The organism is Vibrio sp. Hep-1b-8 (genome assembly GCF_006124995.1).
Taxonomy (GTDB): Bacteria; Pseudomonadota; Gammaproteobacteria; order Enterobacterales; family Vibrionaceae; genus Vibrio.
In genome coordinates, this window is the sequence record NZ_QEWN01000087.1 from 1 (window position 1) to 25,008 (window position 25,008).

Genomic DNA, 25,008 nt, shown 5'->3' on the forward strand with positions numbered 1-25,008 from the left:
GGGTTTTACCAGTGTGTGATGCGATTGGATTAGCCGTCTTTGTCGGTATTGGTGTAGACAAAGCGATGCATTATCAAGATTCAGCGTTGGTCGCTATCATCATGGGTGTAATAACGGGTTGTGGCGGCGGCATCATTCGCGATGTATTAGCGCGTGAAGTCCCAATGGTACTACGAAGTGAAGTCTATGCGACTGCGTGTTTGATTGGTGGGGTATTCCATACCACAGCCTTAGCGATTGGCTATGATAACGATACAGCTTTCCTCGCAGGTGTCGCTTCTACACTGATTATTCGCTTAGGCGCTATTCGCTGGCACCTTTCGTTACCGACATTTGCTTTGAACAAATAAGAGAAACGAGAAGCGAGAAGCGAGAAGCGAGAAGCGAGAAGCGAGAAGCGAGAAGCGAGAAGCGAGAAGCGAGAAGCGAGAAGCGAGAAGCGAGAAGCGAGAAGCGAGAAGCGAGAAGCGAGAAGCGAGAAGCGAGAAGCGAGAAGCGAGAAGCGAGAAGCGAGAAGCGAGAAGCGAGAAGCGAGAAGCGAGAAGCGAGAAGCGAGAAGCGAGAAGCGAGAAGCGAGAAGCGAGAGATTTTTGGAAGGTTGACGTGAAAGCGTCAACCTTTTTTTCTGGATTTTAGACGTAAGTCCCTAACAAAAAACTCTGTATCAGATACCTACTCAGCATCTATAGCGTGCACCTCTCGAAGGGCGCAGCCCGTTCTAAATTCTCGCAGGACGAAGTCCATCCTCGAAGCGAAGCGCTCTATAAAACAAAGGCCGCCTGAGCGACCTTTGCTAACTTATTTCTGCACTCGACGCAGGACTTCTTTCAATGCATCGAAATCATTGGCGAGGTCTTCAGACAGCAAATCCATCACTGCATGTTTTGCTAGCGGGCCTGGCAGGTCAATATCTGTACCTAAAATATCGTCAACCACTTCCTTGAACTTCGCTGGATGTGCTGTACATAGGAATAACCCTGTCTCACCTTCTTGAAGCTGCTCTTGCAGCACTCGGTAGGCGATCGCACCGTGCGGTTCACACAGATAACCTTGTTGGTACAGCTCTTTTACTGATTCCGCGCTTTGCTCATCACTCACCGCACCTTTACCTAACGTCTCTAAGCCCCAATCTTTCACTTGGCATAGCTCTTCGATACGCGGCCAGTTGTTTGGCTGACTCACATCCATCGCGTTTGAAGAGGTTGCAACCGTTGGTTTTGGATCCCACTTACCCGTTTCTAAGTAACGTGGCACAGTATCATTCGCGTTAGTCGCAGCAATGAAACGCTTAATCGGCAAACCTAGAGCTTTTGCTAACAAACCGGCTGTCAGGTTCCCAAAGTTACCACTTGGTACCGATACCACGAGGTTTTCACGCTGCTCTTTGCTTAGTTGAGAAGCGGCCTCAAAGTAGTAGCAGATCTGAGCCATTAGGCGGCTAATGTTAATTGAGTTAGCGGAATTTAAGCCAATCTCTTCACGCAGAGCGGCGTCATCGAAAGCTTGCTTAACGAGCGCTTGGCAAGCATCAAAATCACCATCGATAGCAACCGTGTGGATATTGTTGCCAAGCGTACAGAATAGCTTTTCTTGTAGAGGGCTGATTTTGCCTTTCGGGTAAAGGATAACAACGTTGATATCTTCCATCCCATAAAAAGCGTGTGCCACTGCCGCACCAGTATCGCCAGACGTTGCTGTCAGAATGGTGATTTTACCACCATTAGAAACAGCAGCTAACGACTGAGCCATAAAGCGGCCGCCGAAATCTTTAAACGCTAGAGTTGGACCGTGAAACAGTTCAAGGGCATAAACACCCTCTTTTACTTGCTTGATTGGTGCAGGAAATTGGAACGCTGCATCAACCATTGAATTTACTTTTTCTTCTGCTAACTCATCACCAATAAGTGCTGAGAGAATCTTAGTACTACGTGAAACAAAGTCTTCAGCTAAAAGCGCATCTACATCGTCAAACTTAGGCAGTTCTGATGGAAAAAAAAGGCCTTGGTTACGACCTAACCCTTGGCGCACGGCTTGGCCAAAGGATACTTGTTCGTCATTTTCTTTTATGTTGTACAGCTTCATAGCTCACTTCCTGTTACGTTCGAACCTTGCTTGTTGAGACGACAAACATGGACGAATCCTTCTTCATTTTGTACGTAGTTTTGTTCAAGCCAGCGTGCCACACGCTCAGCGACATCTTTATCTTTACAAATACTAAATAGCGTTGGACCACTACCCGAAATACCCGTCGCCAAAGCACCGGCTGCTACAGCGTATTTACGCGCTTCAGCAAAACCAGGTAACAGTTTCTCACGATACGGTTCAGCGATCACGTCTTTGATCATTTTCGCTGCCAGTTCAGGCTGATTAGAGTGGCAAGCATGTATAAAGCCAGCAAGATGACGACCGTGGGCGATAATGTCCTGACGGCGATATTGTGATGGCAGAATTGCACGCGCTTCGGCAGTCGAGACCTTGATTCCCGGATAAGCCATTACCCAATACCAATTGTCAAAACATGGCACTTCTTGACTGATAATGCCTAACTCTTCCAACATCAACTGTACGCCGCCAAGGTAACATGGTGCGACATTATCGTAGTGAACACCACCAGATATCTGTCCTTCCATTTCCCCCATTAATGCAAGCAACTCAGTTTCGTTGAGAGGTTCGCCATGGAAACGGTTGAGCGCATCCAAAGCAGCCACAATGGAACAAGCACTTGAACCTAATCCTGAGCCAATAGGCATATTCTTTTCTAGAGTCATCTCTAGGGGCAAAAGCGCTTGACCTTTCTTGTCTAGCTCGCGAGCAAATACACGCCAGCAGTCATAAACAATATTCTCTTTCGGGTTTTCAGGTAGTTTTGAGACAAAGCTACCTGCTGTTTTTAGGCTAAACGGCTCATCGCCTGATTTGACCATAACTCGGTCACCCAGTAGCGTGCCATCAATGGGGGACACGGCCGCCCCCAAAACATCGAAACCAACGCTCACATTACCGATTGACGCAGGAGCATAAACAACGACATCCATACCTCGACTCATTTCTTTATACTCCTAATTTCCAACCTAATGTACGCATCACATCAGCAAACACACCTGCCGCTGTCACTTCAGTACCCGCACCGTAACCTCGTAATACTAATGGAATTGGCTGGTAGTAACGGCTGTAAAACGCCAACGCATTTTCACCATCTTTAATCTTAAACATTGGGTCGTTTTCATTGACCGCCGCAATGCTTACTCGACATTCACCATCCGAGATTTCACCCACGTAGCGTAGCACTTTTCCTTCTTCGGCTGCTTGCGCAGAAAGTTGTTGGAAATAAGCGTCTGCTTGAGGTAAACGCTGCATAAACTCTTCTATAGTGCCTGAGTCATCAAAGCCTGGTGGCAGAGCTTGATCAACAATGACATCTTCCAGTTCTAAGTTCATACCGGCTTCACGAGCAAGAATCAGTAGTTTGCGTGCTACGTCCATACCCGACAGGTCATCACGTGGATCTGGCTCTGTAAAACCACTCTCTTTAGCAATATTCGTCGCTTGGCTAAGTGTCATACCTTCATCCAACTTACCGAATATAAATGATAGTGAACCAGACAAGATGCCACTGAAACGTTCCAGTTCGTCACCCGCTGAGATAAGATTCTGTAGGTTTTCAATAACAGGCAGACCCGCACCAACGGTTGTTTCGTACATCAATTTGCGGCGTGAGCTACGCGCAACATCACGCAATTGATGGTAGTAAGACATACTCGCGGTGTTCGCTTTTTTGTTCGGCGTAACCACGTGGAAACCAGCTGCTAAGAAGTCAGCATATTGATTCGCGATTAATTCACTAGAAGTACAGTCAACCAATACTGGGTTGATAATGTGGTTGCGTTGCACCAGCGAGATTAAGCGTGCCAGACTGAACTCTTCTGACGCATCTTTCATACGATCACGCCAGTGTTCAAGTGGAAGCCCTTCGCTATCCAACAGAAGACCTTTACTGTTTGCCAAACCACAAACTCGTAAGATGATGCCTTTTTCAGCCAGTTTCGCTTGCTGACGATCAATCTGATCCACCAGTTCGCCACCCACACCACCAACACCAACCACAAACACATCGAGGAAGTGTTTTGAATTGAATAGGTTTTCATGACAGGCTTTGATGGCTTCTGAAATCTTATCTTCTGGGATCACTGCTGAGATAGCACGCTCAGATGAGCCTTGAGCAATCGCAACAATATTAACGTTAACTTCGGCTAACGAAGAGAAGAATTGAGACGCAACACCACGAGAAGTGCGCATTCCATCACCCACTAACGTTACGATCGCAACATCATTAAGGAACTCAACAGGCTCCAACAGACCATCTTTCAGTTCAAGCTCAAAAGCATCACCAAGCGCTTGCTCTGCGATTGCCTGATCTTGAGCTTCTATACAGAAACTGATGCTGTACTCTGAAGAAGACTGAGTAATCAAAACGATCGATACTCCCGCTGAGGACATCGCACCAAATACGCGGCTAGCCATGCCAACCATGCCTTTCATACCAGGGCCAGACACGTTAACCATAGTCAGGTCGCTGAGTGTGGTAATACCCTTGATCGCTAGGTTATCTTCACCCGTGTCTTGGCCAATGAGCGTCCCCGCACCTTGTGGGTTAAAACTGTTTTTGATCAGACAAGGAATATGGAATTGGGCAATCGGCGCGATGGTCTTAGGATGCAGTACAGACGCACCAAAATACGAAAGCTCCATCGCCTCTTGGTAGCTGAGAGATTTTAATAAACGCGCATCCGCTACTAAGCGAGGGTCACAGTTATAAACGCCATCAACATCAGTCCAGATTTCACAACAATCGGCACGAAGACACGCGGCCAAAACGGCTGCTGAGTAGTCCGAACCATTACGTCCTAGCGTCACTAACTCGCCTTCATCATTACCAGCAGTAAAGCCAGGCATGATGTTTACATGGCCTTGTGGAAGAGGATTCTGACGGAAGTTTTGAGTAGAGATTTCAACATCAACCATCGCTTCAAGATGATCACCACGAGCAAATAAGTATTGCACTGGGTTGATCAGACTGGCTGGTTGGCCTTTCGCCTCTAATACCGCTTTCATAAGCTGAATAGAAACTCGTTCACCTTTACTAATGATACGTGCGTTGACGTTGTCAGGGCACATACCCAGCAAGTTTATGCCATGAACGAATTGGCGCAGCTGAGATAGCGATGTTTTAACTTGATTGTCGTAAGCACTGCCATTGATGTTCGGCAGCACTTGCTTGATGTCTTGGTAAAGGTCGCGGAAAGAATCCTCAAGCTCGACGATTTGCAATTCTGCTTCGCCATTTTTTAGCGCCCCTTCAATGACAGAAACTAATTTATTGGTCGTCTTGCCTGATGCTGAAAGCACGACTGCGACTTCTTCTTGTTGAGCATTATTAGCAATGATATCTGCCGCTCGTAAAAAACGATCAGCATCGGCTAATGATGATCCTCCAAACTTTAAAACTCGCATCCCTTCCTCCAAATGTCTTAAATTGACATAAAAAAAGGCCTGTATCTTGTGGGATACAGGCCTTATTTATGATTTTCTTTCGCTTAGCAGCCTGCCCCAACAATAGCGATGTCGGTAATAATAATGGTAGTGGTCATTACTAGGCTTTGGTGCTGCATAAAATTAGTTTTCTATAACAATGTGTCTTTGCTTACCCATACGTTTAACCTATTTTTCATCTTCACGTCAATGAAAAGTTACTATTTTTTGTTCACACGCCGACTCTGCAGTCTTTACACAATGTGACCAACTTTCTCATAATTCCAACAACCAATGAAACCATAGGCACATATCATAATAACTAATTGCTATATAAAAGTTGCATCTAGTCCGGAAGTTTTATGCTTTAATTAATTTTGCAGTGGAATGCAGACAACAGCAAAGGAGTGGCGTATGAAAACAATATTTAGCCTATCAGTGCTACTTTGCGCCTGCTCGTCATTTGCTGCTGAGTTGCCCGTACTCCCTTCCCAACAAAACGTTTCACCACACAAGCTTTTTATTTCCAGTACAAATGACAACAATGACTTTGATTCATGGAAAATAGACGGTGGTTATTCTTATAACATTTTCAGCAAGGTCGACCTGTACGTAGGTGCTCGTTTAAACAATAGCGAACGAGCAAACGAGACCGGTTTTTTGAGTGGCGTAAGTTACCAATTGACACCAAGATTCTCAGTAAAAAGTACCCTTCACTCCTACAGTGATGACACTCTGAATGATGGTAAAGAATCGACAATTGCAGCAGAAGTTTCGAGTCATATGAAGCTGACTGAGAATCTAGATATTCATGCCACTCTCGACTATCAAGAGTGGCAGAAAGGGATTGAAGTTGGTCTTGGATTTCGCTTCTAGATCCAATCTAACAATTCAGTAGACATTAAAACACCATTCCAATCGGCGTAGATGTAATCACCTGGCTGAATCATTTGGTTGTGTATTGTTAAAGTGACATTGATTTCACCGACATCGCGTTTTTCTGTCTTAAACGGGCAAGCACCCAAGGCTTTAACCCCAAGATCCATTTCGGCCATTGCAGCAACATCACGTACAGCACCATTAACGATGACACCTTCCCAATTATTATCAATCGCAAGAATAGCTAATTGATCACCAAGCAAAGCTCTTTGACATGAGCCATGCCCATCGACCACCAGCACTTTGCCTGTACCATCCTGACTGAGCATTTCACGAACCTTGGAATTATCGTGATAGCAACGAACAGTGACAATTTCGCCAAAGAATGCATCCTTGCGACCGAAACTATGCAATGGCAGCTCGAGCAAGGTGACTTTATCCGCATGTTTATCACAAATATCAGGGGTAATATCTTTCATTTTTCCTCCTTGAACTTCTAAAAAGTAAATCCTTTATCTGCAACGGGATCGCCAGTCACCAAGCAACACCGTTGTCTGTTTTTGTTCTAGGCACGAGATAAGGTAAAGCTTATCTCTTCGCACCACGAGAAATCCTCATGGCCAACATTGACCGACATACAACAAGTATGGCCTATTTCTGCTGCTAAGTACTGATTATTTTGATAATTCTCGTCCGGTGAGAGCCAAACGCTACTCGGATTCCAAGCTGTTATGATGGCAAAATTTTCGTACTTGATCTTACCTTCGAAACGAAAATAAGGATCACAATAGGCTTGCCATAGCTTTGCATCAGTTATCATAAAACCAACAGTTTTACATTTACTGGACACTATTAATATTTGTTACATTCTAACTCTTGATATAAATCAACAAAGTGATTGGAATTAACACTTCTACGTTGTTAGCATGCTGTTAACATTATAGAATCCGCCTCAAAGACTAGTAGGATTCAGAGGATAAAGGACCTCTAAGGGTAGAAAAGAAGTACCACGGATGGCGGGCAATCAAAGAGAGTGTATTTTTACAGTCTTTGGTTTATTATCAACATCACATTACCTGTATGTTATGTTTTTGCCTAGAATTTATTCTATTAGCACAAATTTTTCACAAGTTTAGGTACCGCCAATGCAAACCCCGCACATTCTTATTGTCGAAGATGAGCAAGTAACTCGTAACACTCTTAAGAGTATTTTTGAAGCAGAGGGATACGCTGTTTTTGAGGCCAGTGACGGTGAAGAGATGCACCAGGTGCTGTCTGATAACCAAGTTAACTTGGTCATTATGGACATTAACCTACCAGGCAAAAATGGTCTATTGCTAGCTCGTGAGCTACGTGAGCAAGCTAACGTTGCGCTAATGTTCTTAACAGGCCGCGACAACGAAGTTGATAAGATCCTTGGCCTAGAAATTGGTGCTGACGATTACATCACTAAGCCATTCAACCCGCGTGAATTGACTATCCGTGCTCGTAACCTACTAAGTCGTTCGATGAATTCAAGCGTCGTTAGTGAAGAGAAGCGTAGCGTAGATAAATACGTTTTCAATGGTTGGGTTCTGGATATCAATAGCCGCTCACTTGTTAGTCCAAGTGGTGATGGTTACAAACTACCTCGCTCAGAGTTCCGTGCACTACTGCACTTCTGTGAGAACCCAGGTAAGATCCAGACTCGCGCTGACCTGCTTAAGAAGATGACTGGCCGTGAGCTTAAGCCACACGACCGTACTGTTGACGTAACCATTCGTCGCATCCGTAAGCACTTCGAATCTGTTTCAGGTACACCTGAAATCATCGCAACCATTCATGGTGAAGGCTACCGCTTCTGTGGTGACCTAGAGGACTAATTCACCTCTGAATCAATTAGTAAAATGGAGCCAAATGGCTCCATTTTTCTTTGTTATAAAAAAATGCTCACCGGACTGGTGAGCATTTTGTTAGCAATGGATAGTAAGGTTAGCCCCTACCACCTTTAATCGCATCGATGATTTCAGTCGTTGAACATCCATCTTCAAAGTTAAGTACTTTAACCTCACCGCCGTTGGCAATTACTTCCTTACCACCAGCAATATCTTCGGGTTTGTAATCACCACCTTTCACCAGCAGATCTGGAAGCACTTCTGAAATTAAGCGCTGTGGAGTATCTTCACCAAATGGCACAACCCAGTCCACTGCACCTAAACCTGCAAGTACAGCCATACGGCGATCCGTTGGGTTCACAGGACGACCTGGGCCTTTTAGGCGTTTTACTGACTCATCCGTGTTAACCGCAACAATAAGACGATCACCCAATTGTGCTGCATGGTTAAGGTAAGAGACGTGACCTGCATGAAGAATATCGAAACAACCATTGGTCATCACAACCTTCTCACCACATGCTTGAGCCTTTTTAACCGCTTCAATGAGGGCATGCTCAGAGATAACACCAAAATCGGTGTCTTGGCTTCCATGAACGGCTTCAGCCAATTCAATAGTCGAAACGGTAGAAGTGCCGAGTTTACCAACAACTACGCCCGCAGCAGCGTTTGCAAGCGCACACGCTTCATCTAGAGGCTTACCAGCTGCAACAGAGGCAGCGAGAACAGAAATAACCGTATCTCCCGCACCTGTCACGTCGTACACTTCTTTTGCTTGTGTTGGTAAATGGAACGGCTCTTGACCACGACGAAGCAGCGTCATGCCATGCTCACTGCGAGTAACAAGCAGGGCTTCGAAATCAAACTGTTCAATTAGCGCTAAGCCCTTCTCAACCAACTCATCATTCGACTTAACTTTACCGACGACATGCTCAAATTCCGCCATGTTTGGAGTCAGTAGAGTCGCGCCACGATAGCGTTCGAAGTCCGCCCCTTTTGGGTCGATGAATACTGGCACGTTTGCAGCGCGCGCTTTTTGAATAAACTGCTGTACGTGCTCCAAAGCACCTTTAGCGTAGTCAGACAAGACAACTGACTTCACTTTTGGTAGCGCTTGCTCCATACGATCCAGAATAAGCTCAGCATCAACATTTTCAAACTTGTCTTCAAAGTCGAGACGGATAAGTTGCTGACCACGGCTAAGAACGCGGAGTTTAGTGATAGTTGGGTAGTTTGGCAGTCCCACAAAATCACATTTCACTTTCAATGCAGAGAGAGTTTCGTTGAGAACTTTGGCAGGTTCATCAATCCCTGTTAAACCAACGATATGAGCATGTCCACCAAGTGAGGCAATATTCATCGCTACGTTAGCAGCGCCACCTGGTCGCTCTTCGTTATTTTCTACTTTAACTACAGGTACTGGAGCTTCAGGTGAAATACGGCCTGTAGGGCCATACCAATAACGATCTAGCATTACATCGCCGATAATTAGCACACCAGAATCACTGTAGTTCGGTAGGATTGGCTTCATTGTGGATCTCCAAATTCTAATTCGGGCAAGAGTTTAACATAGTGTTTTAGTGGTCAAAACCTATTCGAGCCACTCGTGCCATAGTTTAGTCACCAATTCACGTTCATTGATGAATTTATCTTCAGCAACATCTGCATCAAGGTTCAAAAGATTACGATGATGGATTTGGTCACGCATGGTGGTATAAGCACAGGTCAATGCCATCGCATCCTGCTCCTCCATGATGCCTTGTGCCATCATACTCTCAAAGATTCGAACGTTATCACTCCAGCGGGTCAGTTTTGGTTTTTGCTGACTAAAGCGCAGTACAAGGTACTGAGCGAGAAATTCGACATCGGTGATGCCTCCTGGATCTTGCTTGAGCATAAAGCGACCTGCCTTTTTCCCCCCCAAATGGTCGCGCATCTTCACTCGCATCTCAGACACTTCTTTCCTCAAAGTGGCTTCGTCTCGTTGAAGTGAAAGAATTTCATGGCGGGTCTTTGCAAATGCCTGCTGTAATAATTCGTCACCATATATCATTCGTGCACGAACGAGCGCCTGATGTTCCCACGTCCAAGCTTCTTCTCGTTGATATAGGTCGAACGCATCACTAGGACTGACCAGCAAACCAGATGCACCAGAAGGACGTAAGCGAGTGTCCACTTCGTACAAGATCCCTGAAGCGGTTCGGGTTGAGAATATATGAATGATTCGTTGTGCCAGTCTGAGATAAAACTGGCGGCCATCGATTTCTTTCTTACCATCGGTATATACAGTAGCCGGGCAGTCATGCATAAAGACGATATCTAAATCTGAGTTGTAGCCTAGCTCCCAACCACCAACCTTGCCATAGCCAATGACGGCAAAGCCTTTTCCACTCCGTTCTTTAAGATGAGTCGGCTCTCCATACTTTTCAGCCATCTGCAACCACGCCTGCCCAACCACCGACTCAACAATCGCTTCCGCCAAATAGGTTAAGTGGTCACTTACTTTCATTACCGGCAGTGCACCCGCGATATCGGCTGCGGCGATACGCAAGATACAAATCTGCTTAAACTGGCGCAAAGCTTCCATCTGTTGCTCCATATCATCTTCAGGGATACGGGCCAAAAAGTCTCGCAACTCAGTGCGGTAACTCTCCAGTGGAATCGGGTTATACAATTGTTGTGGGTCAATCAACTCATCAAGCAAAATCGGGTAGCGCCCCAACTGCTCGGAAATCATTGGACTGGCCGTACATAAACGGACTAACTGGGTTAACGCAGCATTGTGCTCATCTAACAGTTCAAGGTACGTTGTTCGCGTAACAATGTTATGCAATAAGTGCAGCACTCGAGGCAAACCAAACTTGGCGTCTTGATGAGAGTAAATAGCAGCGAACACTTTTGGCATCAAGCGATTAAGAACTTCACGACCACGTGGCCCGAGGGTCTTTTTCGCTAAATCTTGCTTGAATTGCATGATGGTACTGGCCATAGTCTGAGGCGATTCAACGGCCATATCCTGTTCAAGAATGTTCTCGATAACATCTTGTTTTGCCGCCATATCCCATAGTTCAACAAAATGCTGAGCAATGTCTTGCTGTTCTTCTTCATCGTCTCCGATCAGCGCAGCAAACACGCCATGTACATTCGCCATGTGCGTTTCTACATCCGCGATAAGATCTGCCCAAGCGCCGTACCCCATGGCAACCGCAAGCTGCAATCGCTCAGTTTCACATTCAGGAAGAGTCTGAGTTTGTTTGTCTGCCATCGCTTGAAGCAGGTTTTCCAATCGACGTAAGAATTTGTAGGCCTCTCTTAAAGCCTGCGTTTCTGGTTTCGTAAGTAGCTCTAACGCTTCAACGGCATCAATCGTGACGAGCAGTCCGCGCTGACGTAGACTTGGCTCTCGGCCACCTCTTATCAACTGAAATACCTGGGCAATAAACTCAATCTCACGTATACCACCAGCACCGAGCTTAATGTTATTGCTGAGACCACGACGGCGAACCTCGCTGCTGATCATCGACTTCATGCGTCTAAGAGACTGAATCGCACTGAAATCGATATAGCGCCGGAACACAAATGGGCGCAGCATTTGACGCAATTCTTGATATTGCGGGTACATCTCACTGCCCATGACCCGTGCTTTAATCATTGCGTAGCGTTCCCAATCACGCCCCTGCTCCTGATAGTAGTCCTCCAAAGCAGCGTAGCTCATTACCAACGGACCACTGTCACCAAAAGGACGCAGGCGCATATCAACCCGATAACAGAAACCATCAAAGGTCTGCTGATCAAGGGCTTTAATGATGCGCTGGCCTAAACGAGTAAAAAATTGAGCGTTCGCAATACTGCGGCGTGTTCCTTGCGTCTCACCATTTTCTGGATAGGTAAAGATCAGATCGATATCGGAAGAGAAATTGAGCTCTCCTCCGCCAAGCTTACCCATGCCAATGATTAGCATTGGCTGAGCCTCACCCTGAGCATTCATCGGCGTTCCCCACAGTTCACAGCAAGCATCGTACTGCCAATGATATGTCTCGAAAATCATCGCTTCGGCAAGCTGGGACAAATGAGTAAGGCTCTCTTCTAGTGACCACGAAGCGGTGAAATCACGCCACGCAATATAAACCATTTCTCTGTTGCGGAACTGTCTCAGGACTCGATGTCCCTGCATTTCATCGCTGCATTCACTCAGCATACTGGCCAATCTTTCTCGGTATTGCTCGTAGCGCGAATTCTCTGCCAACATATGTGGCAACAATTGCTGAAGTTGCTCATCTGCCACCAAGGTATTACAGACAAACTGACTTAAACCTGCGACGTAGCTAAGTTGCTGTTTCAAAGAGTCAGGCCAGTGTGAAATTGCATCAGATTGAAATAATGAGTCGGTCGCAGACTGGGAGATGGAGACAAGACTTTCTGGCAGTTGCATGATTCTTCCTTGTGATAGAAATACCAGTTGAGTGAAAGGTAACGCTCTATTTATACCAATAAAAAACGCCCACTAGTAGCAAGTGGGCGTTTATTGCAATTAAGTTGAGAAGCTACACCTTAAATGAAGTGATTTTCTTATCCAGTTCCTCAGCATTTTGCTGCATGATTTCTGATGTCTCGAGCAACTCGGAAACCACGGTGACCGATGCTTGCACCAGCTCTCGCACATTCGTCAGGTTTTGACTCATCTCTTCCGCAACACTGCTCTGCTGACCTGCTGCGGTGGCGATTTGGAAGTTCATATCATTGATTTGATTGACCTGACTCACGATACCATCCAATTCGCTACCCGCGTTGGTCACCAATTCCACACCTTCAGCGGCTTCAACCACACTCTTTTCCATCAGTTCAACCGCAGAGTTGGCACTTGTTTGTAGCTGAGAAATCATCTCTTGGATTTCGACAGTCGCCTGCTGAGTACGCTGAGCAAGGTTGCGCACTTCGTCGGCAACAACCGCAAAGCCTCGACCCGCTTCACCCGCACGTGCCGCTTCAATCGCGGCGTTGAGCGCTAGCAAGTTAGTTTGCTCAGAGATCCCTTGAATGGTACCAACCACACTACCAATGGAATCGACACTCTCTTCTACTTGATTGACAGCCTGTGCTGAAGCTGAAATATCTTTAGAAAGTTCACTGATTTTCAAGACCGTATCTTGGACAAAGCGTTGACCTGTCTCGGCTTGTCCAGACGCACTTTCAGTCAGTGATGAAGCGTTTTGAGCGTGGCCAGCAACAGTTTGGACCGTCGATGTCATTTCGCTCATCGCCGTGGCTAGCTGATCAATCTCATTAAACTCTTCCTGCGCTGACTCTTTAGTCTCAGACATGCTCAACGTCATTACTTCAGTTAATCCAGACAGCTCCTGAGAGGCATCGATCTGTAAACGAATCATCTCTTGTAATTGGACACGAGTCTTTTCTAGCTCACGCGCTACATCACCATATTCATCTTTACACGCCATTTCGATAGGCACTGAAAGATCTCTTTCTGCCATCAATTTAATAGATTCGCTTAGATATTGGGTTTGACGTAACATAACCCGAGCAGCAAATAGTAAGAGAACGACGAATACAACTATCATGATTGCTGTTTGCCAAGCGACTTGCACCAGATAAGCTTCGTAATGCTGTTGTGCAACCTGAGCGTCTTGAGTTGCGGCGAGAAGAGAGTCGTAAAAGGTGCTTGCGTCCCAGAGTTGCTTACCGATGATCAACAGTGTACTGAATACCATCAGCATCACCATTTTAGGAACCAGTCGGATATCCGTGATAACTCGTTCCCACGGCTTAAATGCCATCTTGGTCATTGTCCGTTCTCCAATATATGAATTTTTTGATTTCAGTGCCTTATACTAGAGTGATGCAGCTTCTCTCACTCCCCCGAACGCGCTGATTGTTATTTTTTTCGAGCCTCGTATGAAAAGAGATACTACCAAAGACGATACAAAACCGATGAGCTTGTTGTCACTGATCCTGTCATTTATGGCGCTATTTGTGATCTCGGGCTTATTGTTTTTTCCACTACGCTCTGAAACTCGACAAGTACTTATCGGCTTAGACTTTATTATCTGTAGCATTTTCATCCTGCAGCTCAGCGTAGATATGATCCGGTCGACAGATCGTGTGCAATTTTTGAAACGACACTGGATCGATTTTATTGCCAGTATCCCGATGGTTGAACCGCTGCGATACGCACGAATCTTCCATATCATGCGGGTGATTCTTGTTATTCGTTCCAGCCGCTACATTTTTAGCCAGCTACTCAATAATCGCCGTGAAACTACGCTGGCCTCGATCCTTTTGTTAATGGTTATTCTACTCACCGTTGGATCGAGCATGATGCTCATGATCGAAGGCTCTTCGCCTGATGCCAATATTCAAAGTGGTGGTGATGCTTTGTGGTGGGCACTGGTGACAATATCAACGGTTGGTTATGGCGATCACTACCCTGTGACTGATGGCGGTAAATTTTTAGCTGCGGGGTTGATCATCTGTGGTGTTGGCTTATTCGGTATGATCTCAGGTCTGATTACCTCTTTGATCACTTCTCCAAACAAGGTTCAAACCCAGCGTTCTGAGAACAAAGAGCGACTACTACGTGAACTGGTCGAGAAACAAGACCAGATCCTTAAACGTCTCGATCAATTAGAGAAACAGCAATCAAAACGGGAGCCATAAGGCTCCCGTTGTTTTTACGTTATTTACTGATTAGCTTTGCCAATATGGCTGAGCTTCAATACAAATGACTCGAGTCTGCTCCATAGCATGAAGTATCGAGCTTTCTTGTCTTGTCAACCAACGCTCGAGTTGTTCACGCTCTTCGCCTTCTAGCTTGTCCACTAATTGCTCTAACGTTTTTAGCTTTTGCAGGTCATCCGTACCATGCAATAGATCACTCCAAGGCAAACGGAAACCGTTGCGCTCATCAACATCAAACAGGCTAGCAAAGCTAACACCAGTATATAGATTACGCATCAAACGGTATTGCTGCTCAATGTAGTCTTGGCTAGTTAGGTTGCGTTCTGGTGGGAAAGCTTCCATCAACTCAGCCCATGTACGATCAAGTTGCTGTATTGAGAAATGCTCAATATTAAGTGCCATTTTTTCGCGAGACTTATCATCAAGGAAAGGCTGCCAACCGCGAGTCAGGATCCAGCGACTTAAATCTAACAACAAGCCAGTATAACGTGCTGAATTCAGTAACTCCAAAACTTGTTCACGACTCGGTAGCTGTTCCTGAAGCAGTTTCAATTCACTGACAAGAAACTTACGCGCATCGAGTTTACGTAGCGCATGGCCTTTGTCATCAAGCAGATCTTCGAGGTAGTCGTAATCATGTAACCACTCAAGTTCTTGCTCAAGCCATTTAAGCTCTTGGCGCAAAATAGCACTTGCACGACGAGGAACCACACCACCGTAAACCGTTAAAATCTGTCGAATAAAGCTGAGCGAATTTTTTATCTCATGCACCGCTTCGATCGAATCACGCTCTGAATAAATCTGTTCATGGTAATGCCAATGAGAAAGAGCATGTTCTAAAGAGTTGATAAAGCACGACTCAACGGTGTCATTCTTATTCGTTGCAACTAAGGTTAACGGTTTTACTTCGTCCCCCGTGTAGCCCATCGCTAAACGGTAGCCTTTGGCTGCCTTGCTCAAGTTGCCTAAGCGCATACCACCATCTTCAGAGAAGCTACGAGCCAGTGTAAATAACGCATCGGTCTGTCCGGACTTTAGCTCGAGCTCAACTTCGCAAATCGGATCTTGCTTACCATTGGCTTCGACCATGCCTTGGTCAAACGCAACCTCAACTTGGCTACCATCAGGCATACCAATCAACCATTGCTCTCGGGTGAAATTAGTAGAGAAAAGTGGCTGAAGCTCAGACTGTAGCGTGGCGATATCTTTTCCTGCCGGCCAAATATCGCCCGGGTGAAGGGCTAATTGCGGGTCATTGCTGTCATGTTCAGCATTGTACTCCGGTCTCTGGTGCAATCCTGCAACCACACGACCTGATGTTTTCACCGTCTGAACATAGACGTCATCAAAACGGCGAATCCTTAGACCAATATCGTGCTGACGAAGCCAGTTATCCGGTGTATCAAAGTAAGTGTTACCTAACTCTCGACAGCTGTGCTGAAGTACTTTTGTTTCAGAAATCTTGTCTCGTAAAGTGTCTGAAAAATCGGGAGATACAAAAAACTTCAGTTCTATCTCGGTTTCCATAGTTATACCTTTCAAAGCAGATAGAGACAGGATATTGCCAATTTTCTTACTCGGCAAGAAAGAAATATCGACTTAATGATGATCTAAAACAGTTTTAATGATGGATTTAATGAGTTAACATGCGCGCCTTTATAGCCATCGTTCAACATTTCGCCATGAAATGGTGTATGTTAGTTTTTAGGTTATATTAATTGGGTTGAATGACCATGCCAGTAAATACAATTATGGGGCTATTTGCAAAGTCCCCTATTAAACCTTTGCAGCGCCACGTTGTGTGTGTAAATGAATGTTGCTCACACCTAATCAACTTTTTCGAAGTAAGTTCAAAAGGGGATTGGGAGAAAGCATCTGAAATTCGTGCACAGATTTCTCATCTTGAGAAGGAAGCCGACGTACTTAAGCGCGAAATTCGTCTAAAACTTCCTCGTGGTTTGTTTATGCCAGTGGATCGCAGCGACATGCTTGAACTACTGACACAACAGGACAAACTCGCAAACCTTGCAAAAGACATTGCTGGCCGAGTTTATGGCCGTCAATTGACTATCCCTGCACCTCTTCAAGAGAATTTTATTGCGTACGTAAGACGTTGCCTAGACGCAGCTGAACAAGCGCAAAAAGTTATCAATGAGCTTGATGAGTTATTGGAAACTGGATTTAAAGGCCGCGAAGTAACGCTTGTGGCTGAAATGATCCACCAACTGGATGTGATTGAGGACGACACAGACGCGATGCAGATCCAACTTCGCCAACAACTAATGGCGATCGAATCGGATCTAAATCCTGTTGATGTGATGTTCCTTTACAAAATTCTAGAGTGGGTAGGCGGTATTGCTGATCAGGCGCAACGTGTTGGTGCGCGTCTGGAAGTAATGTTGTCTCGCTCATAAATATAAGTTAACCAAATAACGAAGAGCATCTAACTAGTTCACACCCCTTATAGGCGATAAATACTGACGCGCTGAAGGGGTTTCGTCGTTCTTAATTTTTGCTCCGCTTGTTATCAACAACTAGGTATTACGATGGATATCCTTGCGAACTACGGCACTGTCCTGATTATTATTGCAGCAGTCTTTGGCTTTATGATGGCTATCGGTATTGGCGCAAATGACGTAGCCAATGCGATGGGCACATCTGTGGGGTCAAAAGCGCTAACCGTCAAACAAGCAATCATCATTGCGATGATCTTTGAGTTTGCTGGTGCATATTTAGCAGGTGGTGAAGTAACCGACACTATCCGTAAAGGCGTAATTGAAACGTCCCTATTTGCTCACCAACCTGACGTACTTGTCTTCGGTATGATGTCAGCGCTTTTAGCTGCTGGTACATGGCTACTACTCGCTTCTTACATGGGTTGGCCAGTTTCAACGACTCACTCAATCATCGGTGCAATCATCGGTTTTGCGTGTGTTTCAGTAGGTACAGAAGCGGTTGACTGGAGCAGTGTTCAAGGCATTGTAGGTAGCTGGATTATTACTCCTGTTATCTCTGGTTTCTTTGCTTACGTAATCTTTGTCAGTGCACAACGACTGATATTCGATACTGAAAAACCTCTGTTTAACGCTAAACGCTTCGTACCTGTTTACATGTTCATTACCACTATGGTAATTGCTCTGGTTACGATTAAGAAAGGCCTTAAGCACGTTGGTCTGCACCTATCCAACGGTGAAGCTTGGATGTGGGCAGCCATTGTATCTGCAATCGTAATGGCTGGTGGTTACTTCTACATTCAGAAGAAATTTGCTAGCCGCGAAGATGATCATGGCTTTGCTGGTGTAGAAGGCATCTTCAGCGTTCTGATGGTTATCACAGCTTGTGCGATGGCATTTGCTCACGGCTCAAACGACGTCGCTAACGCCATTGGCCCTCTATCTGCGGTTGTATCGACAGTGGAGCACATGGGTGAGATTACAACCAAGAGTACCATCGCTTGGTGGATTCTACCACTCGGTGGCTTTGGTATTGTTGTTGGTCTTGCGACTCTTGGTCACAAAGTAATGGCAACGGTTGGTACTGGTATTACAGAACTAACACCTAGCCGTGGCTTCGCCGCTCAGCTTGCTACTGCATGTACTGTAGTACTAGCGTCAGGTACAGGTCTGCCAATCTCTACCACTCAAACACTCGTTGGTGCTGTTTTAGGTGTTGGTTTTGCTCGTGGTATCGCAGCACTTAACCTTGGTGTTGTGCGTAACATCGTTGCATCTTGGATCGTTACACTGCCAGCAGGTGCGCTATTGGCAGTGGTATTCTTCTACGCGATTCAAGCGATGTTTGTTTAATCAATGACATCAGTGATGTGTTAACTCACTGTCATTATTGACTCAAAACCGCATAAAGGGAGGCTAAGCCTCCCTTCTTTGTTGCAGTCATCTCAGAAACTACTTACTATTTGGCTCTAGAATTATATAGATAATGGGTTTGCAGACCCTCTTAGACTGTTAAAGGATTTACCGTGAAAAAACTGGTTTGCTTCTTTTTGGCTTCGATGCTCGCTGTTCCAGCGGCATTCGCTCAAGACCGTTATATCTCTGATAAGCTATTTACCTATATGCACTCTGGTCCTAGCAACCAATTCCGCATTATCGGCAGCGTTGATGCTGGAGATAAAGTAAAGCTACTGTCAACCAACAAAGACTCGGGATATACCCAGGTACAGGACAGTAAAGGTCGTAAAGGCTGGGTTGAAAGCCGCTTTGTGACTAACCAAGAAAGCATGGCACTTCGACTACCAAAGCTTGAGAATGAGCTAAAAGATGTTAAAGAAAAGCTGGCGAATGCCCGTTCTAATGCTGACCAGGAAAAAGCGGGATTAGTCGATTCGCTAGAAACTCGTAACCGCCAAATCAGTGAGTTAGAACTAGGCTACAACGAAATGAGCCAACAGCTATCCGCTTCTCAGGAAGAAGTTCGCAAACTGCGTGCGAAACTGGATACACAGAAAGATGACTTACTACTGAAATACTTTATGTATGGTGGTGGCGTTGCAGGTATCGGTCTACTGCTTGGCTTGATTCTGCCACATATCATTCCACGCAGAAAACGTTCTCCATCCGGTTGGGCGTAAGTAGAACAGAAATTAACAAGGTCACGATGTCGTGACCTTTTTTAATCAGTTAACCTTTCCAATCATATAAGGCAGGCACTTCTATCAACTCGCCCTTGTAGCGAATCCGACAGGCTTGCTGCTCGATCGCCACCAACTCAACATCCGCGCTAATCCAGTCACCTTCACTGTACTCTACCCCATTTACCTTAACCCAACGCTTATCGGCTCGGCTCGAGTAGACATGCGTCTGAAAGTTCATTGCTGGCAGTTTTCCATACCAACTATCAGGCTGTTGTGACAGGTTTGACACTCGGTCATCCGAGTTCACTGGCTCAACTTGAGGGATTGTATTAACGGCGCTTGCAAACCGTTGCGCCAGCTCTGGTGATAGACCTGACAAATCCAGACCTGTCAGCAGATCGGTTTGATCTGAAGCTACACTTTGAACGGTGTTTTCAGCCTTGCCGAGTATCTCATCAGGCAGAGCGTCATCGTCTATTTCACCTTCGGTAACGTTAGACACTCTATCATCACGCTGAGAATAGGTCGCAGCCAGAGGCCCAAAATCTGGCGTTTTTTCAATCTGGTATTCGAACGGAACTTCAATTGATACCGTCTCACTAACATTGGATTCAAGCCAAGCTTGTTTTTGTGACTGATAGGTATGAATAACGACTAGACCCGCTATCACCATAGGCGGAACTAATGCTATCGAGAAGTATCGCAACCTGCCTATAGGCTGTGGCTGCGTCGTCATGACAGGAGCCAACATTGGCGCTTGCATGCCAGTTGAGCATCGGCTTCGCTCTGAACTTTTGAGTTGTCGCATAACCTTAGACATCGGTATTTTCCTTATCTACTGTTAGTTTGGGTCTATCTGGCTGAGATAACATCTCCAGTAAACGCAAGGTCTTTTTCCCTGCAATACCATCCACTGTCAGCCCTTTCCAACGTTGAAATAGTTCGACTTTCTCTTTTAGCTGTTGATCAAATACAAACGTCGCCGATTTTGGCTGCCCGAGAGCTTGAGATATAAACTGGTCAAGCATCACTACCTTCTCACCTTGCATACCTAGCTTGAGCGTTTCGTCCCAATAACCGCGCCAGATATGCCGATATTCACCATGCCAGATGCTTTCTAGCCATTGAGTATCAAACGCCACCAGCTCATTATTGACCAATAACTTTGCTTTGCTGTTCGAAAGCGCATAGAGAACAGCAAAACGAGCCTGTCCATCAATATTCAGAGTGAGGACGACAGGTGTATTGAGTTCAATAAGCTCACTTAATGTGCCGTTCGCCAGTTCACAGCGGAACTGGGAATTGCCATTATCCAAACATAACTGATCCAGTACTGAAGCCCGATAGCCCCATACTCGATAAAGATCCGAAATCGCCTGCTCCTGATCGCTCGCTTGCGCCAACTGTGCTTTAAGCTGTTGAGGAAATACCGTCGTTATCTGTTCAACGTTTTCAACCCTTGGATACTGTTGTTGCAATAACTCAGAGATAGTCGAGCTCACTAGGCTAGGCGTCATTAAATAGACCATCACAGAGAATAATCCACCTACGCTCATCGCCGTCATATACTTAGCGATGCGTGGCGGTGGATGGCTGCCAATAACTGCCGAGGTTTGAACAGACGCGGTTTGAAAACTCATCACTTCATCGCAAGCCTGTTGAACAGTCGTTACCGTCGGATGATTTTCTCCATTCGCATACGCACGCTTTAAACTTGCATCACAGACGAGGTTGATTAATCTCGGTATTCCTTGCGTGTTACGCGCGATGTACTTAATTGCATTGGCAGGCAATAAGTCAGGGGGGCCACCTGCAAGAGTAAGCCGGAATCGAATGTAATCTCGAGTTTCATCGCTACTTAACGGGAGCAAATGGTATCGCCCCGTAATGCGTTGAGCTAGCTGCCTCAGTTGTGGCATCTGTAGCTTAAGTTGTAGCTCCGGCTGTCCGATTAAAAGGACTTTGAGAAGTTTCTGACTTTCGGTTTCAAGATTCGTCAGCAACCTTAGCTGCTCAAGAACATCCGCAGATAAATGTTGTGCCTCATCAATCACCAGTAAGGTCTGAATCCCCTTAGAGTGATTATCCAGTAAGAACTTATGAATACGTTGGTTAAGCTGCTTAAGTGACGCTTGCTGCGGATAATCGAGTTCAAACTCATCACATACCGCTTCAAGCAACTCAATATCAGAAAAGGTAGGATTGAGGATTAACCCTGCCTGTGTTGTCTCTGCTAGAGTATTTAGTATTGAGCGAGCGATGGTCGTTTTACCTGTACCCACTTCACCAGTAAGCATTGCGAAGCCACCGCCTTCTCCAAGACCGGCTTGAATTTGAAAAATGGCTTCTTTATGGCGGCGACTTTGAAATACAAAACGAGAGTTAGGCACAATCGAAAATGGCAGCTCTGTTAGTGCAAAATATTGTTGATACATACTTCTCGTCTCTGGGAATTTGTCGCTAAGGAAAGTACCATTGCTGGCACAATTAGCCAATGGCATTATAGATAAAAGGGAGAGCTAGGTGCAAAGATACCTTGTTGGTGGTGCAATCCGCGATCAGTTACTCGAGATCGACGTCTATGACAAAGATTGGGTCGTGGTCGGTGCAACACCCGAACAACTACTTGAAAAAGGCTATACCGCTGTCGGTAAAGATTTCCCTGTATTCCTTCATCCTAAAACGAAAGAGGAACATGCCCTTGCCCGCACCGAACGCAAGATTGGCTCGGGATATACTGGATTTGAGTGTTACTTTGCCGCCGATGTGACTTTAGAAGAAGATCTCCTGCGCCGAGATCTTACTATCAACGCGATGGCACAAGATCCTGATGGCACCATCATCGATCCATTCAATGGTCAAGCCGATCTAAGAGATCGTATTTTGCGCCATGTCTCTAGTGCCTTTACTGAAGATCCGTTGCGCGTGTTACGCGTCGCTCGCTTTGCCGGTAAGCTTGATCATTTGGGGTTCAGTGTTGCTGATGAAACTTTAACGCTAATGCGCCAAATCGTACATTCTGGAGAATTGAATAACCTTACTCCCGAGCGAGTTTGGCTTGAATGGCAAAAGTCTCTTTCAACCCCCAACCCACAAGTATTTTTATCTGTATTAAGGCAATGTGGTGCTCTTAGCGTATTGCTTCCTGAACTTGATGCCCTATTCGGTGTGCCTCAGCCAGAAAAATGGCATCCAGAAATAGATACCGGTATTCACACGTTAATGGTCGCTAAGCAAGCAGCCTTGCTCAGCAACTCGTTACCTGTGCGCTTTGCAGCGCAAGTTCATGACTTAGGCAAAGGTGTCACCCCTCCTTCTGAATGGCCGAGCCATAAAATGCATTGCCACACAGGACTAAAGTTAATTAAGCAGTTATGCGAACGAGTGAGAGTGCCCAACGAATATCGTGACCTAGCATTGATGGTTTGTGAACAGCACTCAAATATCCATCGTGCAGCTGAGCTTCGCCCTGAAACCAAACTCAAAGTGCTTAATAAGTTCGATGTATGGCGCAAGCCAGAGCGCCTACAAGACATTCTACTGTGCTGTATGGCCGATAGCCGTGGCAGAACAGGCCATGAAGAGATTGATTACCCGCAAAAAGCGGTTTTTGAGCAAGCCTACCAAGCGGCATTATCTGTCGACGTCCAATCAATCATTCAGGATGGCTTTAAAGGTGCGGATATTCGAGAAGAGATGGAAAAACGCAGAGTTACGGCAATTAAAGAACTAGCCGCTAACTAGAATATGAGCTCTTTTAGGCAATAACTCTTACCAACCCTTTCGACAGCAACACGGTCAGTACGGTTCATTGTTCTTAGAGCCTTAAACGCAAAATGCCCCACTAAAAAGTGAGGCATTTATTAGAGCTTTAAGCTAATAATTCAAACTATGAATTATTGACCTTTAACTTCTTTAAGACCGTTGAAAGGAGCTTTAGCACCTAGAGCTTCTTCGATACGGATTAGTTGGTTGCTTTCTTTTAGGTATAGCAGCAACACGGTCAGAACGGCTCATTGTTCTTAGAGCCTTAAATGCAAAATGCCCCACTAAAAAGTGAGGCATTTATTAGAGCTTTAAGCTAATAATTCAAACTATGAATTATTGACCTTTAACTTCTTTTAGACCGTTGAAAGGAGCGCGCTCACCAAGAGCTTCCTCGATACGGATTAGTTGGTTGTACTTAGCAACACGGTCAGAACGGCTCATAGAACCAGTCTTGATTTGACCTGCAGCTGTACCTACCGCTAGGTCAGCGATAGTTGCATCTTCAGTTTCGCCAGAACGGTGAGAGATTACTGCTGTGTAACCTGCGTCTTTAGCCATCTTGATTGCAGCTAGAGTCTCAGTTAGAGAACCGATTTGGTTGAACTTGATAAGGATAGAGTTAGCTACGCCTTTCTCGATACCTTCAGCAAGGATCTTAGTGTTAGTAACGAATAGATCGTCACCTACTAGTTGCAGCTTGTCACCTAGTAGTTCAGTTTGGTGCTTGAAGCCAGCCCAATCAGACTCGTCTAGACCATCTTCGATAGAAACGATTGGGAATTGGTTAGCTAGCTCAGCTAGGTAGTGGTTGAACTCTTCAGAAGTGAACGTTTTACCTTCGCCTTTCATGTTGTAGATGCCAGCTTCTTTGTCGAAGAACTCAGATGCTGCACAGTCCATAGCTAGAGTAACGTCTTTACCTAGTTCGTAACCCGCAGCTGCAACAGCTTCTGCGATAACTTCTAGAGCTTCAGCGTTAGATTTTAGGTTTGGAGCGAAACCACCTTCGTCACCAACTGCAGTGCTGTAGCCTTTAGACTTAAGAACTTTAGCTAGGTTGTGGAATACTTCTGCACCGATACGTAGACCTTCTTTAAGAGTCTTAGCACCAACTGGTTGGATCATGAACTCTTGGATGTCAACGTTGTTGTCTGCGTGCTCACCACCGTTGATGATGTTCATCATTGGTAGAGGCATAGAGAACTGACCAGCAGTACCGTTTAGCTCAGCGATGTGCTCGTATAGAGGCATGCCTTTAGCCGCTGCAGCAGCTTTAGCGTTCGCTAGAGATACAGCTAGAATTGCGTTAGCACCGAACTTAGATTTGTTTTCAGTACCGTCTAGCTCGATCATGATAGCGTCGATTGCAGCTTGGTCTTTAGCATCTTTACCAACTAGAGCTTCAGCGATTGCACCGTTTACAGCTTCAACAGCTTTAAGAACACCTTTACCTAGGAAACGAGCTCTGTCGCCGTCACGTAGCTCAAGAGCTTCGCGTGAACCAGTTGATGCGCCAGATGGAGCAGCAGCCATACCTACGAAACCGCCTTCTAGGTGTACTTCAGCTTCTACAGTTGGGTTACCACGTGAATCGATGATTTCACGACCTAGAACTTTAACGATCTTAGACATTGAATGTTTCCTTCTCGTTGAATATATAATGTCAAAATTAAA

At 45.6% G+C, this 25,008-nt stretch carries 20 protein-coding genes and 1 other annotated feature; of the genes, 8 read left to right on the plus strand and 12 right to left on the minus strand.

The window, feature by feature from the left end; genetic code table 11:
* On the plus strand, positions 1-350 hold a 350-nt coding region (locus tag DA100_RS08945), incomplete at its 5' end, for a TRIC cation channel family protein (protein ID WP_171052189.1).
* Between the two features lie 448 nt (positions 351-798).
* On the opposite strand, the gene thrC is transcribed toward DA100_RS08945, so the two are convergent.
* From thrC to thrA, 3 genes are read right to left on the minus strand one after another with little or no spacing between them, the layout of a single operon-like run.
* Positions 799-2,082: a threonine synthase gene (gene thrC / locus DA100_RS08955; RefSeq protein ID WP_138971821.1), complete on the minus strand. Its 1,284-nt coding sequence runs from the start codon at positions 2,080-2,082 to the stop codon at positions 799-801.
* The gene (gene thrB, locus DA100_RS08960) at positions 2,079-3,035 is read right to left on the minus strand and encodes a homoserine kinase (protein WP_138971879.1); all 957 of its coding nucleotides are present in this window, start codon (positions 3,033-3,035) and stop codon (positions 2,079-2,081) included. The genes thrC and thrB overlap by 4 nt, the downstream gene beginning before the upstream one ends.
* Positions 3,036-3,051: 16 nt before the next feature.
* Entirely contained in the window at positions 3,052-5,511 is a 2,460-nt protein-coding gene (gene thrA / locus DA100_RS08965) for a bifunctional aspartate kinase/homoserine dehydrogenase I (protein WP_138971822.1), read from the minus strand.
* 28 nt (positions 5,512-5,539) lie between these two features.
* Positions 5,540-5,659 (minus strand) — a sequence feature (Thr leader region).
* A gap of 284 nt (positions 5,660-5,943) precedes the next feature.
* Here thrA and DA100_RS08970 point away from each other — a divergent pair.
* Entirely contained in the window at positions 5,944-6,405 is a 462-nt protein-coding gene (locus tag DA100_RS08970; RefSeq protein WP_138971823.1) for a hypothetical protein, read from the plus strand.
* Here the strand turns inward: DA100_RS08970 and DA100_RS08975 are convergent.
* Both DA100_RS08975 and DA100_RS08980 read right to left on the minus strand, forming a co-directional pair.
* Positions 6,402-6,887 carry a putative 4-hydroxy-4-methyl-2-oxoglutarate aldolase gene (locus DA100_RS08975; protein WP_138971824.1) on the minus strand — a complete coding sequence of 162 codons (486 nt, stop codon included), beginning with the start codon at positions 6,885-6,887 and terminating at the stop codon, positions 6,402-6,404. The genes DA100_RS08970 and DA100_RS08975 overlap by 4 nt on opposite strands.
* An 86-nt stretch (positions 6,888-6,973) precedes the next feature.
* Positions 6,974-7,228 (minus strand): DUF3293 domain-containing protein, encoded by a 255-nt coding sequence (locus DA100_RS08980; RefSeq protein WP_240800898.1) that lies wholly within the window; start codon positions 7,226-7,228, stop codon positions 6,974-6,976.
* Between the two features lie 325 nt (positions 7,229-7,553).
* Here DA100_RS08980 and arcA point away from each other — a divergent pair, with 325 nt between their 5' ends.
* Complete coding sequence (gene arcA / locus DA100_RS08985; protein ID WP_138971825.1) at positions 7,554-8,270, plus strand: two-component system response regulator ArcA; 717 nt, start codon at positions 7,554-7,556, stop codon at positions 8,268-8,270.
* 109 nt (positions 8,271-8,379) lie between these two features.
* Here arcA and hldE read toward each other — a convergent pair whose 3' ends face one another.
* The 3 genes from hldE to DA100_RS09000 all read right to left on the minus strand — a co-directional run bounded on the left by hldE (position 8,380) and on the right by DA100_RS09000 (position 14,080).
* Complete coding sequence (hldE, locus tag DA100_RS08990; RefSeq protein WP_138971826.1) at positions 8,380-9,810, minus strand: bifunctional D-glycero-beta-D-manno-heptose-7-phosphate kinase/D-glycero-beta-D-manno-heptose 1-phosphate adenylyltransferase HldE; 1,431 nt, start codon at positions 9,808-9,810, stop codon at positions 8,380-8,382.
* A gap of 60 nt (positions 9,811-9,870) precedes the next feature.
* Entirely contained in the window at positions 9,871-12,711 is a 2,841-nt protein-coding gene (gene glnE / locus DA100_RS08995) for a bifunctional [glutamate--ammonia ligase]-adenylyl-L-tyrosine phosphorylase/[glutamate--ammonia-ligase] adenylyltransferase (RefSeq protein WP_138971827.1), read from the minus strand.
* 112 nt (positions 12,712-12,823) lie between these two features.
* A complete protein-coding gene (locus DA100_RS09000; RefSeq protein ID WP_138971828.1) occupies positions 12,824-14,080 on the minus strand; it encodes a methyl-accepting chemotaxis protein in 1,257 nt (418 codons plus the stop codon).
* A gap of 109 nt (positions 14,081-14,189) precedes the next feature.
* Between DA100_RS09000 and DA100_RS09005 the strand changes: the two genes are divergently transcribed.
* Positions 14,190-14,951, plus strand: coding sequence for a potassium channel family protein (locus DA100_RS09005; RefSeq protein ID WP_138971829.1), 762 nt, complete (start codon positions 14,190-14,192; stop codon positions 14,949-14,951).
* A gap of 30 nt (positions 14,952-14,981) precedes the next feature.
* Here DA100_RS09005 and DA100_RS09010 read toward each other — a convergent pair whose 3' ends face one another.
* Positions 14,982-16,499: an inorganic triphosphatase gene (locus DA100_RS09010; protein ID WP_138971830.1), complete on the minus strand. Its 1,518-nt coding sequence runs from the start codon at positions 16,497-16,499 to the stop codon at positions 14,982-14,984.
* 206 nt (positions 16,500-16,705) lie between these two features.
* Between DA100_RS09010 and DA100_RS09015 the strand changes: the two genes are divergently transcribed.
* The 3 genes from DA100_RS09015 to DA100_RS09025 all read left to right on the plus strand — a co-directional run bounded on the left by DA100_RS09015 (position 16,706) and on the right by DA100_RS09025 (position 19,563).
* The gene (locus DA100_RS09015; RefSeq protein WP_171052190.1) at positions 16,706-17,386 is read left to right on the plus strand and encodes a TIGR00153 family protein; all 681 of its coding nucleotides are present in this window, start codon (positions 16,706-16,708) and stop codon (positions 17,384-17,386) included.
* 132 nt (positions 17,387-17,518) lie between these two features.
* The gene (locus DA100_RS09020) at positions 17,519-18,778 is read left to right on the plus strand and encodes an inorganic phosphate transporter (RefSeq protein WP_138971832.1); all 1,260 of its coding nucleotides are present in this window, start codon (positions 17,519-17,521) and stop codon (positions 18,776-18,778) included.
* A 173-nt stretch (positions 18,779-18,951) separates the two neighbouring features.
* Positions 18,952-19,563, plus strand: coding sequence for a TIGR04211 family SH3 domain-containing protein (locus tag DA100_RS09025; RefSeq protein ID WP_138971833.1), 612 nt, complete (start codon positions 18,952-18,954; stop codon positions 19,561-19,563).
* A 49-nt stretch (positions 19,564-19,612) separates the two neighbouring features.
* Here DA100_RS09025 and DA100_RS09030 read toward each other — a convergent pair whose 3' ends face one another.
* Together DA100_RS09030 and DA100_RS09035 are read right to left on the minus strand one after the other, a co-directional pair.
* On the minus strand, positions 19,613-20,386 hold the full coding sequence (locus DA100_RS09030) for a general secretion pathway protein GspB (RefSeq protein WP_138971834.1): 774 nt from the start codon (positions 20,384-20,386) through the stop codon (positions 19,613-19,615).
* Positions 20,379-22,001: an ExeA family protein gene (locus DA100_RS09035; RefSeq protein WP_138971835.1), complete on the minus strand. Its 1,623-nt coding sequence runs from the start codon at positions 21,999-22,001 to the stop codon at positions 20,379-20,381. Before DA100_RS09035 ends, DA100_RS09030 begins: the two co-directional genes overlap by 8 nt.
* Before the next feature lie 88 nt (positions 22,002-22,089).
* On the opposite strand from DA100_RS09035, the gene DA100_RS09040 reads away from it, so the two are divergent.
* Complete coding sequence (locus tag DA100_RS09040) at positions 22,090-23,310, plus strand: multifunctional CCA addition/repair protein (RefSeq protein ID WP_138971836.1); 1,221 nt, start codon at positions 22,090-22,092, stop codon at positions 23,308-23,310.
* Positions 23,311-23,667: 357 nt separating this feature from the next.
* On the opposite strand, the gene eno is transcribed toward DA100_RS09040, so the two are convergent.
* Entirely contained in the window at positions 23,668-24,966 is a 1,299-nt protein-coding gene (gene eno / locus DA100_RS09045) for a phosphopyruvate hydratase (RefSeq protein WP_138971837.1), read from the minus strand.
* Positions 24,967-25,008 lie beyond the last annotated feature (42 nt).